Below are 17,059 nucleotides of genomic sequence, written 5' to 3'. Positions count from 1 at the left end.
TGGCGGACGTAGCAACATGCGCGGATACTCATGAGAGGGTATGTCGCGCTATCGGCTGCGGCCCACCGAGCTGTAGGCCCAGCGGGCTAATGTTTAATAAGCCTTGCCCACGCTGTGACGACTAAAGGGCCGAAGCGCTGATTTTTTCAATTTTTTTCAACGCCAGGAGTAGAGGCAAAACGTCACGGACCGTTAACTCGCTCTGGTGCTTAACTTGTTCGAGTGATTCCGCAGCTTCAGCCTGAAGCTTATAAATAGTAGCCTGCCTGGCCTGTTGATGATCCGGATGCTTTAAAGCCTGTGGGGTAGAGTTTTCTTCAGCAACTTTCAAGAGCGCGTTAATTATGTTTGAAATTTCGGGTAAGTGGTCCGTTTTTGGTAGCTTGCCAAAGCCATATTTGAACAGGCAGTCGATTAAATCCAAGGTGGTCTGAGCATCGTGCGTGCTCGGATTTTCAAGCGAGTCGTATAGTTTTTGGAGAGGTTTTATATTTGGCGAGCCGGGCTTTTTTAGTGCGTCCATATGCGTGTTGAATTGGGCAAGAATAGCCTGTTTGTCCAGGGCGGTGGGTGTCGGCTTATTGGGTTCGCTAGCACTTGGTCCGAACAAGTGGTCAAGCAATATCTCAAGGTCTTGGGTGTTGTTTGTACCTTTGCTAAAAGCCGTCCATGCCTTGCGTATATCTTCAGGAACCTTGTTCAGATCCCTATGCAGCATGTTATTTATCTGAGCGCCAGTGCGGGAAAGTGCCAGTTTATCCTGCGTAGGCAAGTGGCTGCTTACAACGTTTAGGACATCGGCGTTGGCATCTTTCCACGCGCCTGTCAACAACCGGGGAGCGCTACCTGGGGTAGCTTGCTGGGCCGAGCCGTTTATTAGGCGGGCGGCTGTGAGCCCCTGGAACGAATTAGCCCTAGGCCTGGCGGGAGGCGCATCTGGCCGTGTAGTTTGGGGAGGCGCTGATTGCGAACGTGCGCGCGGAGCCTGAAGGAGGGCGGTAGTAGGCTCTTCGGCCGTTGATAAGGGCGTGCAGGGAATGCTGTTGGATCGATTGATGGAGGTCATTAGACCGCACCTGACGAGTGAATAGACTCGCTAAGTGGGCCTGACTTGTAGAAGGTTCCATGAGGTGCTTGGTTAGCAACCAACAACTCGCTTTTACCACCCTTACGTATCAGCCTAACTGTTGCACCTTCACCGACTGCATGAACGCCTGCATCGCCGAGCATTGGAGGCGGTGCCTCGGGTAATCAGCCCATAGGGCGGCAAGCGCGCCCGACTAAGAGCGGCCTTAATCTGACGCCGTGCCAGTGAGAATCCTAACGCCGGTTTGAGGTGTACCCCAGATTGACAAGAGCGGCAAGGCTACGGGCTAACAAATAATTTAGTTTGGTGTACGCATTAGGTTGCAGCAGGTCCAGCAGCAGCACCTCAGCCTTGCTGTAACGGTAGCCCTCACGAAAGACTCGCTCCACGGCATAGGTGGCCGCGTTGGTCATCAAGGTGAGCCTGCAGAAAACGGAAAAACCGTACGTTAAGCGTTGTGATAGTAAGACAATCCCTTACACCGCCTGGGCTGTGTCCAATTGGAGTACACATCAACCGGGCGTCAGGCGGGTTAAGCGCTTTGCGTCAGGGTAGGGCCGCTTTTTGCATTTTTTGACGCCTCAGCGTCACTCTCTATGGCCTCAACCTCACAGACCGAGCGCTTAGCGTACGGTTTTTTTCGTTTTCTCTATCCACCACTAAACGGAGTATCCGAAGGAGATTTCCATGCATTTGCTCCCCGAGCTGCCTCTCACGGTAAGGTCCATGTTGGAAGGGCTGAATCTCGTGTAAGCCCTTATCCGCTTCATGTGCGAAAGGCTGGGGCTTTCACTGCGTGCAAGCGCCTACCCGCACGCCACTGGACGAGTGGCTGAACGCGCCTATGGGTTTGTGTTGAGTATTGAAGAAGTCGATCGCCTGCCTGGTTCCTGCCATCAAGGTAGGGCGCTGCAGGGCTGACACGTGTGACTGCGTTCAACGCGCCACGGGTACTAGGTATGACGGAACCAACTAGCGCTGTTGAGCCACCCAACAGCATCGGTCCGCCTATTCCGGATGCGTTACCCTCAACATGAAAAGGCAGCCATGACACCTATACATTTACTTTCTTCTCCCCTTCATCAAGTAGCCTCAGCGGCAGGGGGCAAGCACCCGGCTGAAGCGGTTACGCAGGTAACATCGTCGACGCAGGGCCTGCTGTCTTCTTTAGCCACTCACTTACGGGTCGGAGATGCTGACTACCACATCGGTAAGGTCATGTCGTCACTCTCTGAAACCGAAGCGGTGCTCCTGCACGCTGCACTTCATGCAGACATGCCGAAAGACCCCCTGGCAGAGGCCCCAGATAAGAACGGCCTCTACTCCTACCTTATAGGTGCAACGGATTACTTGACGTCGACGCATTTGCCCCAAAATCTTAACCTTCCTGAGCGGATGATGGTCACCTGCGCGCTGACCCCGTCGCGTACTTTAGCCGCTATAGTGATCAGTGGCGAAAAGGGTAGCCACAGTTATTGCAAGGCCTATTTCGAGCCTCCTGCCCTGCAAACGCACAAACCTCGAGAGGAGCAGCCAAAGGGTGCCATTACCGCGGTGCCTACTGAGTTACAGGTACCTGGAGAGCACTCCAGTCAGCCCACCAACCTGTCGTTGTACGTGAGTAATCCAGGCATTAGCAAAGGCACAAAACGCCGTAATTCGCAGGCCTTTTCAGGCAGCGATGGACGCCACGTTCCCTCCCTGCAAACCAACACAACCACCGCCGCTGTCACTGCTAAAGGCCCTATGGCTGAGCCGATTCCACAGCATGACTTAGCGTCACAGGCGGTTAACGCTGGCTCCATCGCCCCTAGCCAACCGCAAACGCCTGAGAGAAACCGTCAACATACTGTTAACCAAATAGCTCAAAGGCACTTACTTGGGCAACCATGGTCCAGGATAGCTGCTGATCTGCGTGCCGCCAAAGCACAACAGGCTCAGAGGCCCGAAGCACCTGTGCATGATGCCGCGCGTAAAAACGCGTTACTGCAGGCCCAGGTTCTATTTGATAACCAGCGTACTGAACGGGATGATGCTTTAGATAGACACGCAGCTGATATGCCACCCCAACAAGGGCCGATCTTTGCGCATGCGGGTAGCCTTGTCAGACATAGGCCCGTCCCCTTGCCGATAAGTGCACCGGCAGGTGAAACCATTCCAGCTGACCTTGCGCAGGATACAGCACGGCGTAAACGCACGAAGATAAGCCAAGACGTTAAAGATCAGGTAACCGCGTTACGTGAACAGGGTTATTCATACCTGCACATAGCTATGCAATTTTCGGATCTAACTACGTCTCAACTTAAAAATATAGTGTCACATGAAAATGAAAGAAAGAGAATGAATGCAGCCAGTGCAAATACCGCTGGGGGCGTATGAGCAATTCCGGTGCAGCTACGCCGGGGCACGCTCCCTTCGAGATTCGATGGCGCAAGCCGATGAAGCCGCACTACTTGAACCTCAACAAGGCTAAGGCAGGAGTAAAGTGAAGCCCGAGCGATTGATAAGATCAAAGTTACCGAAGCAGAAAACATATAGCGCCTATTGCTTAACATGCCCATGCGCGCAAGTTTCAAGCCCCACCTTTTGAAAAGCCTGTTCACAGCCAATGGCTGATAGGCAGATTTGCTGGAGGCCGGCGGTCTGCGCGTGATCGAAGGGGAGTCGGTGAGCAAGATGCTGGCCTGTGGCACCTTGATCCTGGGACTGAAGCAGTACACCTGCGGCAGCGACCGCTTTCCCCACGTCAAATACCTGTGCAACACCTGCTGGCGCATATCACCTGTGAAAGTGACTGGCGACACTTGGTGCGCACCGCGGGCGGCCAGCACTGGCACATTTATCTGTCGAAGAAGACGGAAAACGGGCGAAAGACGGTGAATTACTTGGGCCGCTACCTGAAGAAACCGCCGATTTCAGGAAGCCGTCTGGCGCATCACACACACCGAGAGGGGAATGGTAGAGGACGCAAGGGGGCTGAGGAGCGTAAATGACATGGTGTCACCAGTAGCAAGTCAAAACCGCTCAAGGGCAACCCCCGGAGTTCGCACTACCAAGGGTGTCGCGTATGGCCTAACGCATTGTCCCTAGGTGGCCTCAACGCTTAGCTCAGTGGAGCAATATTGCCTTCGTAATAGCCGATCCTCCACGTCCCACCAACCCTTCCAACCAAGTGCAGGCACAACCTAGCGCCTACGGTACCGCTTACTCTGCGGTACCTGGCTGGAGCGAGTCAGGTCAGTGCGTACGCGGCTTCAACAGCGCAGGCTTCTCATCCGGCGCCTGGTGCAGAAGGAAGAGGGCAGTGAGGGCCTCAGGGATCTGTACCACCATGTCCTGTTGCAGGTCGGCGTCGCTAGCGATGTCGGCAAATTCCGGCTGCTCATCGAACAACCCTGAACCCACCATGATCGGAAGCAGCATTTCGCTCACTTCGTCTTCCGCCGTCTCGAACCAGGCTTCCTCGCGCAGAAATACGCCTTCCATAAAGCCGATGCACCAGCCACGCAGCTCAGAGTCATCCGGGTCTTCACCCAGGTCCAGGTCGCACGGCAGCTCGAATTCTTCATCGCTGGCCAGCTGGCGGGCAATGTGCGCCTGCAGTTGCACCAGCGTGCCCTCGATGGCCTCGCGTTCGGCAGCATCGGCGTACTGGGGCTCCTCGGCAAACAACGCGTCGATCCACTCGCGCTCCGGTACCGGTTTGGTCAGCATGGACAGCGCGGTCAGATAGCCCTGCGCCGCGACGTAGTCCAGCGCCTCTTCATGGAGCTCGTCAGCATCCAGAAACACTTGCAGGCGGGTAAGTTGCTCGGCGAAAGACATGTAGGGCTACCTTGGGATAAATGACTATGCGCAATTCTAGGCGCTGAACCGGGGTGAGCGCCACCACCGGCCAGGGAAAAGCGCTGGGCACTGGGGGTTTGGTATACTGCCCGACATTTTTGCGACCCGCGGGCGGCTGTTTCCGCGATTTCTGGAGTGATGCATGCTCGAACAGGCACAACGTGTTCTCAAGGACGTTTTCGGCTACGACAGCTTCCGAGGGCGCCAGGGCGCGATTATCGAGCGCGTCGCCCGTGGTGGCGATGCGTTGGTCCTCATGCCTACCGGGGGCGGCAAGTCCCTGTGTTTTCAGGTGCCAGCGTTGTTGCGCGACGGCCTGACCATTGTGGTCTCGCCCTTGATTGCCCTGATGGACGACCAAGTCGCCACCCTGGATGAATTGGGCGTGCCCGCCGCTGCATTGAACTCAACCCTGGACAACGACCAGCAACGGGAGCTGGCGGTGCGCTTGCGCCAGGGTGAAATCAAATTGCTGTACTTGGCGCCCGAGCGGCTGGTACAGCCGCGTATGCTCAGCTTTCTCCAGCAATTGAACGTCGCGCTGTTCGCCATCGATGAGGCCCACTGCGTTTCACAATGGGGGCACGACTTCCGCCCTGAATACCTTCAGCTGGGCCAGTTGGCCCACCTCTTCCCCGATGTACCCCGCATTGCCCTCACGGCCACGGCAGACAAGCGTACCCGAGAAGAAATCGTCAATCGCCTAGAGCTGCATGACGCCGAGCGTTTCCTGTCCAGTTTCGACCGCCCCAACATTTTTTACCGGATCGTGCCCAAGGAGCAGCCGCGCAAGCAGTTGCTGGCGTTCCTCGGCGATCACAAAGGGGATGCGGGTATCGTCTACTGCCTTTCACGAAAGAAGGTGGACGAGGTGGCGGCGCAGCTCGTTGAGCAGGGCTTTCCAGCCTTGCCCTATCATGCAGGTTTGCCGTCCGAGACGCGCGCCGCCAACCAGAAGCGCTTTCTCAACGAAGAAGGGCTGATCATGGTCGCCACCATCGCGTTCGGCATGGGTATCGACAAGCCTAACGTCCGGTTCGTGGCTCACCTGGATTTGCCCAAGTCCCTGGAGGCCTATTACCAGGAAACGGGCCGCGGTGGCCGCGACGGCTTGCCCGCCGATGCCTGGATGGCCTATGGCCTGCAAGACGTGCTGATGCTCAAGCAGATGATGCAGAACTCCGAGGGCGATGAACGTCATAAGCGAGTAGAGCAACACAAGCTTGATGCCATGCTGGCGTTGTGTGAGGAAACCCGCTGCCGCCGCCAGGCCCTGCTTGCCTATTTCGACGAAGACCTGCCCCAGCCCTGTGGCCATTGCGACAATTGCGTGGACGGTGTGCAGACCTGGGACGCGACGGAGCCGGCCCGGCAGGCGCTGTCCGCGATCTTCCGTACCGGCCAGCGCTATGGGGTAGGGTACTTGGTAGACGTGCTATTGGGCCGCGACAACGAGAAAGTGCGAAACGCCGGTCATGAACGCCTGGCGGTGTTCGGCGTAGGCAAGGGTCGCTCCGAGAGTGAGTGGCGCTCGCTTTACCGCCAACTGGTGGCGCGTGGCCTGGCTGATATGGACCTTGAAGGCTTTGGCGGCCTGCGCCTCACCGATGCCTGCCGGCCGCTGCTGCGTGGCGAAGTGACCCTTGAACTGCGCAAGGAGCTTAAACCTCAAGCGGCTACCCGTACCAGCGGCGGCAGCCCTGCCAGCCAACTGGTCCGTGGCGAAGAGCGCGAACAATGGGAGGCCTTGCGTGCCTTGCGCCGGCGCCTGGCCGAAGAGCACGGTGTACCGCCCTATGTCATCTTCCCGGATTCAACCCTGTTGGAAATGCTGCGCAGCCAGCCCACCACCCTTGCGGACATGGGCCGTGTCAGCGGTGTAGGCGCACGCAAACTCGAACGCTACGGCGCAGCCTTCTTGGACGTATTGGCTGGCGGCGCAAGCGCATCCGCCCCAGAACCTGCAATGGACATACGCCATGAACTGGTGAGCCTGGCCCGTGCAGGTATGACGCCTGCGCAGATTGCTGGGCAGCTCAAATGCACAGAGAAGAATGTCTATGCCCTGCTGGCCGAGGCGATTACGGCCCAGCAGTTGTCACTAGAGCAAGCGCTGGACTTGCCCGAAGCGTTACTGAGTGAAGTCCAGGACGCCTTTCTGGACGGGGAAGGCGAGTTGCCTGCAGTTAGTGAAATCGCTCCCCATTTCCAAGGGCGCGTACCGGAGGGTGTGCTGTACTGCGTACGTGCCGCCCTGCAGTCGGAGTTCGAGTTATAAGTGCGCCTTCATTCAACGGGCGAGGCAGAAACGTTCAGGATGGATTTGACTGGGGTCGGTGCTTGCCAAGGCCTATCGGCCATGCTTAGCTCGCTAATAATTGTGTTTTCGTTATGAGTCACTTATGTCTTTGACTGACCAACACCGATTTGGCATGCAGTTGGCGCAGCTGTCCCGAGGATGGCGTGGCGAGCTCGATCGCCGGCTGGCCGGCCTTGGGTTGTCGCAAGCCCGTTGGCTTGTGTTGCTGCACCTGGCCCGCTTCGACACCTCCCCCACACAGCGCGAACTCGCTACCAGCGTAGGGGTGGAAGGGCCCACCCTGGCACGGTTGCTCGACAGCCTAGAGGCTCAGGGGCTGGTTCGACGTCAGGCCGTGGTCGAAGATCGCAGGGCCAAGCAGATCAGCCTGAGCGAGTCTGCATTGCCCTTGATCAAGCAGATCGAAACCATTGCCAATGCACTCAGGGCTGAACTGTTTACGGGGATCAGCGAACAGGATCTGGCCACCGCCATGGCCGTTCATGCCCGGGTACTGGATAATCTTGAAAAACGTTCCTGAGGGCGGCACTGCCGTCGGGCTTTGAGTTTCGCTGGCCTCAGGCTATAAGGAAGGCTGTGGAAGTCGTTCCCAAGGGATGCTCATGCGCAAGCGTTTTACCCCTGTTACTCGATCCGCGCCCTGTTCGGCCAACCGCCTGGCGCTCTACTCACTGCTAGGCGGGTGCGCGCTGGCGTGGTCCGGGCTGGCGAGCGCACTGGGCCTGGGTGAAATCAGCCTTCACTCGGCCTTGAACCAGCCGTTCAATGCAGACATCCTGCTGTCCGATACCCAGGGGCTGGACGAGGGTGACATTTCCGTCAGCCTCGGCACGCCAGAAGAATTTGCCCGCGCAGGTATCGAGCGCACCTTTCTGTTGACAGACCTGCGGTTCACCCCGCTGTTTCGCAACGGGCACAAGGTCATTCACGTCACGTCCAGCAAAGTGGTAGTGGAGCCTTACCTGAGCTTCATTGTTCAGGTCACCCAACCCAGCGGCCAATTGCTGCGAACGTATACCGTGCTACTGGACCCGCCCGGCACGGTGGCCCTGGCGCCGCCCCTGGTGCCTACCAATGCACGTCCCGAGCCTGTGTCTTCTGTTGCGCCCATGCCAACCCAGGCCTCGGCGCCGGCGGTGCCCCCTGCTGCAGCGCGCAAGGCGTCCAGCAGCGGTGATCGCTCGCCTGACGCGGCCTCTGCGGGGGAGCAGCTCACGGCGACGGCGGCCCAGAACAAACAGTTGCAACAATCGGTAGACGACCTGGAAACCCAGCTTCAAGGGCTTGAAGAAGACCGCAAGAGCAAAGACCAGCAGCTGGCCGAATTGCAATCTCGGCTGGCCGAGGCGCAAGCCATCGCGGCAGCACGTGCAGCGTCGTCTGCCCCGGCGGCAGCCAGTACAGCACAAGCCCTGCCTCCAGCCTCTGCCCCAGCCAACCCGGTGACTGAAGCGCCCGCGCCCGCGCCCGCAGCGGCTTCTGTCACTACGCCTGCTGCGGTCACTACCGCCAATACCTCGCCTCCCAACACGCAAGCTGTAACGCCTGCACCGATGGTGGTTGCGCCCCAAACGGACGACCTTACCTGGCTGCTTCAGCTCGGCGCACTGCTGGCCTTGCTGCTGCTGATCGTTGCCTGGTGGCTGCAACGGCGCCGGCAGCGCACCCCGGTGATTGAGGCGCCAGTGTTACCCGCAACGGTTGCAGCCAGTACCGCCGCGCCCCTGGAACCTGTTGCCGACAGGCCGTCTGCTCCGCCTGCTGTGGCGCGTCGGGAGCAGCCGCCCACCACCGATGCGCTGGACGCCGCCAGTATCTACATCGCTTATGGCCGTTTCAACGAGGCGTTGGGTGTGCTGCGCGAGGGGCTGCAGCGCCAGCCGGAGCGGCGTGACCTGCGCCTGCGCATACTGGAAGTGCTGGGATTGCAAGGCAATGCCCATGCCTACGCAGAGGAAGAGGCCGCGCTTCGGGCCAGTGGAGAGCAGGATGCGGTGCTGGACCAAACCCGTTCCCGTTTCCCGAAACTGGCTTCCGCCGCCGTGGCATTGGCAGCGGGCGCGGCAGGCGGCGCGCTGGTTGCCAACGCCCTAGCTGATCGCCGATCCGAGCCTCCCGCTCAGGACGTAGCCGAAGACATTCCGCTTTTTGAGGCCGAGACAGTGGATGCATTGCCGGCGCAGGCCTCTGCATCCGACTTGGACATTGACTTCGATGCCCTTGGCGACCTGGACGGCCCAATCGAGGCCACCCGGCCCGAGTCAAAGCCTGTAGAGGGGCAGGACAACGAGTTTCAGCTAAACCTGGAAGACCTTGCCATGGATGCAGACTGGTCTTCCATGGACCCGTTCGAGCCTACCCCTGCGGCAGTCCGTGCTCAGCCTCCCGTGGCTGATACGCCTGCTATGGATGAAAGCCTGTTCTTCTCCAACCTGCGTGAGCTGCCTGAGGTGATGGAGTTACCGGAAGAGGAGTTTCTCAGTGATTTTGCTGAGGACCCTCTGGCCCCGGCGGGCAGCGTAGACGACGGCCTCGATGCCGCGTTTCTCGAACGTTTCGCGGATGAGCCGTCGGACCTGCCAGCGTTGAGCGAGCATGACCTTCAGATAGACGACCTGCCGGACCTGGACGAGTTGAGTATCGACTTCGATGCCATCGAGAGCCAGGCATTGGGTGCAGATCGCCTGGACCAGGCGCGCGCCCTTATCGCCCAGGGCCAGCCTCAGGAGGCCAGCTGGCTGCTGCATGAGGTGTTGCAAGAGGGTGACGAGGCGGCGCGGGTGGCTGCACGGGCATTGCTGGATACTATCTAGAAAGCGAGCTTTCCAGTGATCAGGTCGCGGAACATGGCAAAGTCGCCCATCAGGCTGTACAACGGGTGCTTGAAGGTGGCGGGGCGGTTGCGTTCGAAAAAGAAGTGCCCCACCCAAGCGAACCCATAGCCGACCACGGGCACCGCTAGCAGCAGCCAGGGGTTAAGGGTCGCGAACGCGTACGTTACAAACACAATGGCAAGGCTAGTGCCTACAAAGTGCAGGCGCCGGCTGGTGGCATTGCTGTGTTCGGCCAGGTAGTGAGGGTAGAACTCGGAAAAACTGGCGAAATCGCTGGCATTGCGCATAAGGCTTCTCGCTGTTGCTCCTGTGTGCTGCACGGAGCATAGCCAATGCCAAGGCAGTGCTCAATGCCGCCAGAACGCGGGCATGCACAGTACCAGCACGGTGATGATCTCCAGGCGCCCCAGCAACATGCCAAACGACAGCAGCCACTTGGCGGTATCAGGCAGCGGGGCAAAATTGCCTGCTGGCCCGATGGTGTCTCCCAACCCAGGGCCCACACCCGACACGGTACTGGCGGCGCCAGTCAGGGCGGTCATCCAGTCCAGGCCCAGCAGGCCCAGCGCCAAGGCAATCAACCCGATGGTTGCGCCGAAGAAGAAGGAAAACGTCAGGATCGACCGCACGATATCTTCGTCCAGCCGGTGGCGGTTGTAACGCTGGCTGATGACAGCGCGCGGGTGAATCAGTTGGTTCAGGCTGGCCTTGAGCAAAATGTAGGCGACCTGGAACCGGAAAATCTTGATACCACCTGCCGTAGAGCCCGAGCACCCGCCAATGAAGCCTAGGTAGAAGAAGAACATGAGCGCGAAGTTGCCCCACAGGCTGTAGTCCCCCAATGCAAACCCTGTGGTGGTTACCACCGATGTGACATTGAATGCTACATGGCGCAAGGCGTCGTACCAAGGCAGGCCGGTGGCGTACCAGTACCAGGCGCCAAGCACCAGCCAGCACGCCAACAGCAGCGACAAAAAGCCTTGCACCTGCGCATCCCGTACCAGTGCCAGGTAATTGCCGCGCACGGTGGCCACATACAGGGTGAAGGGCAGGCTACCCAGGATCATCAACACGATCGCCACCCAGTGCACAGCAGGCTGCTGCCACTTGGCCAGGGATTGATCGGAGGTGGAGAACCCACCGGTGGAAATGGCCGACATGGCATGGTTGACGGCGTCGAACAGGCCCATCCCCGCCGCCCACAACCCGAGCGTACCCAGCACAGTGATACCTACGTATACCAACACAATGGACTTGGCCACCATATGAGAACGGGGCATCAGTTTTTCCGAGCGGTCCGAGGACTCGGTCTGGAACAGACGCATACCGCCAATGCGCAGCAGTGGCAGGATGGCCACGGCCATGGCGATAAAGCCGATGCCGCCGAGCCAATGCAAAAGCGAGCGCCACATCAGAATCCCTGGCGACAGGGTGTCCAGCCCGCTCAGCACCGTTGACCCCGTGGCGGTGATGCCCGACATGCTTTCAAAGAAGGCATCGGTGTAGCTGATGTGGGTAGTGAAATGAAAGGGTAGCGCGGCGAAGACGGCTACCAGTACCCAACTGCTGACGGTCAGTAAGTACATGTCGCGTGGGCGCAGGTTGCTTTGATCAGGGCGGCCTCGGATCACCAGCGCCAGGCCGCACAAGAAGGTCAACAGGCTGGCCCACAGAAAGCTGTGCAGGTCTTCGGTACGGTCGGCCAGCACCAGGGTGAGCATGGGAATGACCATGGCGACCGCCAGCGTGAGCAGAAAGATGCCAATGATGAAGCCGATAACGCGAAGGGTCGACAGTGACATTAAGCGCACGCTGGGGGAAAAGGGCCGGATATTTTACCTGCGAGCAGTGTGGTGTAAACGGTAGACTGGTTTACCGTTACCTACAGGAGTGCCCCATGCAAGCTCTTCAAGCCCTGCTTGAGCGTGTCTCTGTCAGCCGCCTTATCGACCCCGCACCCAGCGCTGCGCAGCGTGAACTTATGTTCGAGGCGGCCATGCGGGCACCGGACCATGGCCAGTTGCGCCCCTGGCGTTTCCTTACGGTGGAAGGTGATGCCCGTTATGCTCTGGGTGAGCTGCTTGCACAGGCCGCAGCGGCCAAGGACGTCGCCAATGAGGCTGCCATCGAAAAAGCTCGCAAGGGGCCCTTGCGCGCGCCCTTGGTGGTGGTGGCCGTTGCCGTCGTACAGCCTCACCCCAAGGTGCCGGCTTCCGAGCAGGTGCTCACTGCCGGGTGCGCTGTGCATGGCCTGCTATTGGCGGCTTATGCCCAAGGCCTCGGCGCCATGTGGCGCAGCGGTGAGCTGTCCTTTGCGCCGTCTGTTGCCGCAGGCCTGGGGCTGGCCGAGCATGAACAGATCATCGGTTTCATCTACCTGGGTACTCCCGCCCATGACATACGGCCAGCCAGCCGTAGCTCAGCCCAAGGGTTCGTGGCGTCGTGGCCTGGCCCTGCCAGCCCCCAATAAGCGGCTAGTCACGCCGCCGAGGGCGGTACCAAGGGTAATTCAAGGCGTGCCACAAAGCCGCCGGCGTCGTGGTTGCCGAGCACAAGCCGGCCACCCTGGCGCTCGGCAGCGCGGCGGGCGATAGCCAGGCCTAGGCCATGGCCGGGCGCAGGTTGGCCTGGTGCACGGTAGAACGGTTCCCCTAATTGCTCCAGATGTTCTGGCGGGCACCCTGGGCCATGGTCACGCACTGTGATAACCACTTCGCTCCCGCTTACTGCAGCGCTGACTTCGATAGGCTCACCGGCCGGGTTGAAGCGCACGGCATTGCGCACCAGGTTGTCGATGGCACGTTCCAGCAGGATGGGCCAGCTGCGCAGGGTCAGCCCAGGCGCAATGGCCAAGGTGATGGATTGCTCCGGCGAACTGACCTGAGCGTCATGAACAAGGCCTGCTACCAGTGGCTCCAGTGCAACCTGCTCTGCGCTGGTCTGCTCGGCGTCCACCCTGGCCAACACCAGAATTTCGCTGATCAGCGCTTCCAGGCGGTCGCACTCGCGGGTCAGCCGCGGCCAGAGGCGCTCACGCTCTGCAGGGTCGGCGCGCTCGGCCAGGGCCAGGGCGATACGCAGGCGCGCCAGCGGGGAGCGCAGCTCATGGGACACATCCCGCAGCAACTGACGCTGACTGTTGATCAGGCTTTGCAAGCGTGCGCCCATGCGATTGAAGTCATTGGCCAGCACGCCGAATTCATCATGCCGCCCGGCCAATTGCGCCAGGGTATGCTGCTGGTAGGTCGCCTGGCCCAGGTCATGGACAGCACCACGCAGGCGCTGCAGGGGGCGGGTGATGGACAGTGTCACCAGCAGGCTGAATACGGTAAGCACCACCAGCGCTATACCCAGAGCCCCAATGGGCCAGAACAGGCTGTCCCGGTGCCAGGCATCCAATTCCGGATGGGGTATCCGGTAGATGAAAAGGTAGGTATCGCCTGTGGTAGGGCTGGTGTACTCCGTGGTAAGCCGCCGCCAGGGCAGTTGCCGGTCATCGTGGCTCTGACGGGCCTCGAAGTCTTGGGCACGGCGGGGGAAGGTGCCAGGCACCACAGCCTCTCCAGCCTCGTTCAGCACCTGGGTGTCCACATGAAACTCGCGTTTGTGGTCCTCTAGCAGTTGCTCGGCGGCGTCGGCGCCTTGGGCTTCGTAGCGCTTGGTCCACGTCTGAGAAAAATGCTTGAGGGCCGGGTGCCGGCTGAGAATCCAGGCATCCTGGTTCAGTATATGCCCCATCAGCACAGACAAGCCGGCCACCAACGTGATTGCCAGCCAGAAACTCGCCAGGATTCGCCAGAACAGTGAACGCAAGGGGGGACCTCATGTGTGTTGATACACGCCCGGAAAAGACAGAACCCGGCACAGTGGCCGGGTCTGGCGGAACTTGGTGTTACTGGGTTTTCTGGGCTTTCTGTGCTTTCCAGGCCTGGAACTCGGCCCACTCGGCGCGGCGCTGGTCTTGCACCTTGTTCAGGTCGTCGAAGGTTTTCTGCTGTTCAGGCTTGAGCAGGGCGCGGATGCTGGTGCGCGTTTTGGTTTCATTGGTGGCGATTGCGTCCTGCATGGCCTTTTTATCACTGGCCGACAGCTTGTCCAGGTACGTGTCAGTGATTTCGCGGCGGTGCTGCATCTGCTCGTCCATCAGTTGCCGTACCTGGTCGCGTTGGTCACGGGTCAGGTCCAGGCGTTCGAGCGGGCCTGGGCCACGGTGATGCATCATCATTGGGCCTTCACGCGGGCCATCTTCAGGGCCTGGCAGTGGGCCTTCAGGGGCGGCCATGGCCAGGGTGGGCAGGGTGGCTGCGAACAGCAGGGCGGTCAGTGTCTTGCGCATGGTGTAGCTCCTTGTTCGTTGCCGGTCGTTTACCGGATGGGCTCAGTGTACGGGCGGCAGCGTCAAGGGCAGTCAGGCCTGGGTAAAGACTCGGTAAACACCGTAAGCAGCCTGCTGACAGTCAGCTGGCATAGAAATAGCCTCGGCTACGCAGGGCTACAATGCGCGGGCGGCCATCGGGGTGGGGGCCGATTTTTTTGCGCAGGTTGCTTACGTGCATGTCCAGGCTGCGGTCGTAAAGGGTCAGCTTGCGGCCCAGGGCCAGTTGCGCCAGCTCCTGCTTGTCCAGTGGCTCACCGGGTTGGCGAAGAAGTGCCTCCAGGATCCGGCTTTCCGACAGGGTAAGGGAGATGGCGTGCTGGTCGATGTTAGCTACGCCGCGAGCTGGGCTGAAGGTCAGGTCGCCCAGCTCGATCTGGGTGGTGGTGGCTGTGGGGTGCGTACGCCGTAGTACAGCACGAACGCGCGCAGTCAGTTCACGCGGGTCGCACGGCTTGGCCACATAGTCGTCTGCGCCCAGCTCCAGGCCAAGAATGCGGTCCAGGGGCTCTCCTCGTGCCGAAAGCATCACGACCGGCAGCTCGGCATGCTCGGCACGTAACTGCTTGAGCAGCTCCAGCCCACTGCCATCGGGCAGCATCACATCAAGCACAACCGCAGCGGGTGCTGATTGGGCAAGGGCCAGGCGCGCGCTGCGCCCATCATGGCAGGCGCGTACCTGGAAACCTTCATGGGTCAGCCAACTGCCCAGCAGCTCGCACAGCTCCACATCGTCGTCTATTAGCAGCAGATCGCTCATGGTCAATCAGGCGCTTGGGAAAACTTGTTTGAACGGCTTTACCGTCACGTCCGCATACACGCCTGCCGTGCTGTAGGGGTCCGCTTCGGCCCACTCCCGAGCAACGATCAGTGAGTCGAACTCAGCCACCACCAGGCTACCGCTGAAGCCGGCGCTGCCAGGGTCGATGCTGTCGATGGCCGGGTGAGGGCCTGCCAGCACAAGGCGGCCTTCGGCCTGCAGCGCCTGCAGCCGCTCCAGGTGTGCCGGGCGTACGGCCAGGCGTTTGTCCAGTGACCCTTCTACATCTGTGGCAATGATTGCGTAGAGCATGTCAGTCCTTGGTCTTGGGGGTAGGGGCTTGGTCATGGAGGTGGCGCGACAGGTAAATGCCTTGGCCTACCAGGAACAGCAGGGTCATGCCCAGGCTGCCAAATACTTTGAAGTCGACCCAGAACCGTTCGAAGGTAAAGGCCACGAACAGGTTGGCCGCGCCGCACACCACGAAGAAAACGATCCAGGCCACGTTCAGGCGTTTCCACACCGGCTCTGGCAAGGTAAGTGCGTGGCCCATGATACGTTGAACCAACACACGGTCCCCGATGAAGTGGCTGCCCAGGAACGCTAGGGCAAACAGCCAGTTCACCACGGGCGCTTTCCATTTGAGGACGGTTTCGCTGTGGAAGGCCAGGGTCATGCCGCCAAACACAAGGCACCCTAGCAGGGTGAGCCATTGGCCTTTTTCCAGCCGGCGTTGGCGAAGGAAGAGAATGCCATACACCAGCAGCGAACTGCCGATGAGCACGGCGGTCGCACTGAAGATACCGCCAAAGGCAATGCTGTGCCCGGCGATGTCCAGGGTGCGGGGGTCGGTTTTGTAGACCACGAAGAACAGCAGCAACGGAATAAAGTCGATCAGTTGTTTCACAATGGCAGCCAGGCGCAGGATGTGGCGGCATAATAGCAAACCTTCCTGAACTCGAAAGTGTCGCCCATGAATGTTGACCTGCACTGTCACAGCACGGCCTCCGATGGCGCCCTGGCCCCGGCCAGCGTAGTCGCCCGGGCCCATGCGCAGGGCGTGAAGCTGATTGCGCTCACTGACCACGACACCCTGGATGGCTTGAGCGAAGCCCATGCAGCCGCCACCGACCTGGGTATGCAGTGGGTCAGCGGCGTTGAAATGTCCTGCACATGGGGCGGGGCCACCATCCATGTGCTGGGGTACGGGTTTGAACTGGATGCGCCTGAGCTATCCGAAGCGCTGGAGGCGTTGCATACCGGTCGCTGGCTACGGGCCGAGGAAATCGACCGTCGGCTTGCGGCTAAGGGCATGCCCGGTGCGCTGGAGGGCGCGCGTGCGCTTCAGGCGGCTTTGGGCGACAGCCGAAATGCACCGGCGCGACCGCACTTTGCCGACTACCTGGTGCAAAAAGGGTGGGTACCGGACAGGCAGGCCGCGTTCAAGCGTTGGCTGGGTGCCGGCAAGATCGGGGACGTGAAGCAGCATTGGCCCACCCTCGAAGACACCGTTCGCACCCTGCGCCGTGCAGGCGCCTGGGTAAGCCTTGCTCACCCGATGCACTATGATTTCAATCGAAGCAAGCGTCGGCGCCTGATCACCGACTATCAGCAGGCCGGGGGCCATGCCTTGGAAGTGGTTAATGGTCAGCAGGCGGACGAACAAACAGGAACCCTCGCCATCCTGGCTCGGGAATTCAAGCTGCTGGCCAGTGGAGGCAGCGATTTCCATGGGCCCGGCAACTGGGGAGAAATCGGCAGCTACCGCGCGCTTCCGCAAGACCTGCCGTTGCTGTGGGAGCGTTTTGGAAATGAGCGCGCAGGCCTATGATCAGGA

At 60.0% G+C, this 17,059-nt stretch carries 16 protein-coding genes and 1 pseudogene; 7 read left to right on the top strand and 10 right to left on the bottom strand.

The features are described 5' to 3' along the window. Positions 1-121: 121 nt before the first annotated feature. Both ACSAMW_RS07135 and ACSAMW_RS07130 read right to left on the bottom strand, forming a co-directional pair. Entirely contained in the window at positions 122-1,066 is a 945-nt protein-coding gene (locus ACSAMW_RS07135; RefSeq protein ID WP_500593319.1) for a hypothetical protein, read from the bottom strand. 254 nt (positions 1,067-1,320) lie between these two features. Beyond that, entirely contained in the window at positions 1,321-1,500 is a 180-nt protein-coding gene (locus ACSAMW_RS07130) for a hypothetical protein (protein ID WP_500593318.1), read from the bottom strand. A gap of 634 nt (positions 1,501-2,134) precedes the next feature. On the opposite strand from ACSAMW_RS07130, the gene ACSAMW_RS07125 reads away from it, so the two are divergent. Both ACSAMW_RS07125 and ACSAMW_RS07120 read left to right on the top strand, forming a co-directional pair. Beyond that, positions 2,135-3,466, top strand: a complete 1,332-nt coding sequence (locus ACSAMW_RS07125; protein ID WP_500593317.1) for a hypothetical protein — start codon at positions 2,135-2,137, stop codon at positions 3,464-3,466. 389 nt (positions 3,467-3,855) lie between these two features. Beyond that, positions 3,856-4,026, top strand: a pseudogene (locus ACSAMW_RS07120) (transposase); the annotation flags it as partial. A gap of 298 nt (positions 4,027-4,324) precedes the next feature. Here the strand turns inward: ACSAMW_RS07120 and ACSAMW_RS07115 are convergent. Next, positions 4,325-4,912, bottom strand: coding sequence for a UPF0149 family protein (locus tag ACSAMW_RS07115; protein ID WP_500593316.1), 588 nt, complete (start codon positions 4,910-4,912; stop codon positions 4,325-4,327). Between the two features lie 163 nt (positions 4,913-5,075). On the opposite strand from ACSAMW_RS07115, the gene recQ reads away from it, so the two are divergent. The 3 genes from recQ to ACSAMW_RS07100 all read left to right on the top strand — a co-directional run bounded on the left by recQ (position 5,076) and on the right by ACSAMW_RS07100 (position 10,066). Continuing rightward, on the top strand, positions 5,076-7,211 hold the full coding sequence (recQ, locus tag ACSAMW_RS07110; protein ID WP_500593315.1) for a DNA helicase RecQ: 2,136 nt from the start codon (positions 5,076-5,078) through the stop codon (positions 7,209-7,211). Positions 7,212-7,335: 124 nt separating this feature from the next. Further along, positions 7,336-7,773: a MarR family transcriptional regulator gene (locus ACSAMW_RS07105; protein ID WP_168085761.1), complete on the top strand. Its 438-nt coding sequence runs from the start codon at positions 7,336-7,338 to the stop codon at positions 7,771-7,773. An 82-nt stretch (positions 7,774-7,855) separates the two neighbouring features. Further along, complete coding sequence (locus tag ACSAMW_RS07100; RefSeq protein ID WP_500593314.1) at positions 7,856-10,066, top strand: type IV pilus assembly protein FimV; 2,211 nt, start codon at positions 7,856-7,858, stop codon at positions 10,064-10,066. Here the strand turns inward: ACSAMW_RS07100 and ACSAMW_RS07095 are convergent. Together ACSAMW_RS07095 and ACSAMW_RS07090 are read right to left on the bottom strand one after the other, a co-directional pair. Next, positions 10,063-10,374 (bottom strand): Mpo1-like protein, encoded by a 312-nt coding sequence (locus tag ACSAMW_RS07095; protein ID WP_500593313.1) that lies wholly within the window; start codon positions 10,372-10,374, stop codon positions 10,063-10,065. The genes ACSAMW_RS07100 and ACSAMW_RS07095 overlap by 4 nt on opposite strands. 60 nt (positions 10,375-10,434) lie before the next feature. Continuing rightward, positions 10,435-11,889: a TrkH family potassium uptake protein gene (locus ACSAMW_RS07090; protein WP_500593312.1), complete on the bottom strand. Its 1,455-nt coding sequence runs from the start codon at positions 11,887-11,889 to the stop codon at positions 10,435-10,437. A gap of 95 nt (positions 11,890-11,984) precedes the next feature. On the opposite strand from ACSAMW_RS07090, the gene ACSAMW_RS07085 reads away from it, so the two are divergent. Next, entirely contained in the window at positions 11,985-12,557 is a 573-nt protein-coding gene (locus ACSAMW_RS07085) for an NAD(P)H nitroreductase (protein WP_500593311.1), read from the top strand. 8 nt (positions 12,558-12,565) lie between these two features. On the opposite strand, the gene ACSAMW_RS07080 is transcribed toward ACSAMW_RS07085, so the two are convergent. From ACSAMW_RS07080 to ACSAMW_RS07060, 5 genes are all read right to left on the bottom strand, one after another. After that, positions 12,566-13,900 (bottom strand): sensor histidine kinase, encoded by a 1,335-nt coding sequence (locus ACSAMW_RS07080; protein ID WP_500593310.1) that lies wholly within the window; start codon positions 13,898-13,900, stop codon positions 12,566-12,568. A gap of 79 nt (positions 13,901-13,979) precedes the next feature. Further along, on the bottom strand, positions 13,980-14,423 hold the full coding sequence (locus tag ACSAMW_RS07075) for an LTXXQ domain protein (protein WP_500593309.1): 444 nt from the start codon (positions 14,421-14,423) through the stop codon (positions 13,980-13,982). Between the two features lie 121 nt (positions 14,424-14,544). Beyond that, positions 14,545-15,222, bottom strand: coding sequence for a response regulator transcription factor (locus tag ACSAMW_RS07070; RefSeq protein ID WP_500593308.1), 678 nt, complete (start codon positions 15,220-15,222; stop codon positions 14,545-14,547). Positions 15,223-15,228: 6 nt separating this feature from the next. Beyond that, positions 15,229-15,534 carry a YciI family protein gene (locus tag ACSAMW_RS07065; protein WP_500593307.1) on the bottom strand — a complete coding sequence of 102 codons (306 nt, stop codon included), beginning with the start codon at positions 15,532-15,534 and terminating at the stop codon, positions 15,229-15,231. 1 nt (position 15,535) lies between these two features. Next, a complete protein-coding gene (locus tag ACSAMW_RS07060) occupies positions 15,536-16,129 on the bottom strand; it encodes a septation protein A (RefSeq protein WP_500593306.1) in 594 nt (197 codons plus the stop codon). A 66-nt stretch (positions 16,130-16,195) separates the two neighbouring features. Here ACSAMW_RS07060 and ACSAMW_RS07055 point away from each other — a divergent pair, with 66 nt between their 5' ends. Then, entirely contained in the window at positions 16,196-17,053 is an 858-nt protein-coding gene (locus tag ACSAMW_RS07055) for a PHP domain-containing protein (RefSeq protein WP_500593305.1), read from the top strand. Positions 17,054-17,059: the final 6 nt, after the last annotated feature.

This window comes from Pseudomonas sp. AB39(2026) (assembly GCF_059831485.1).
The sequence above is the reverse complement of the archived record's forward strand: the minus strand, read 5'-3'. Positions and strand labels throughout refer to the sequence as shown.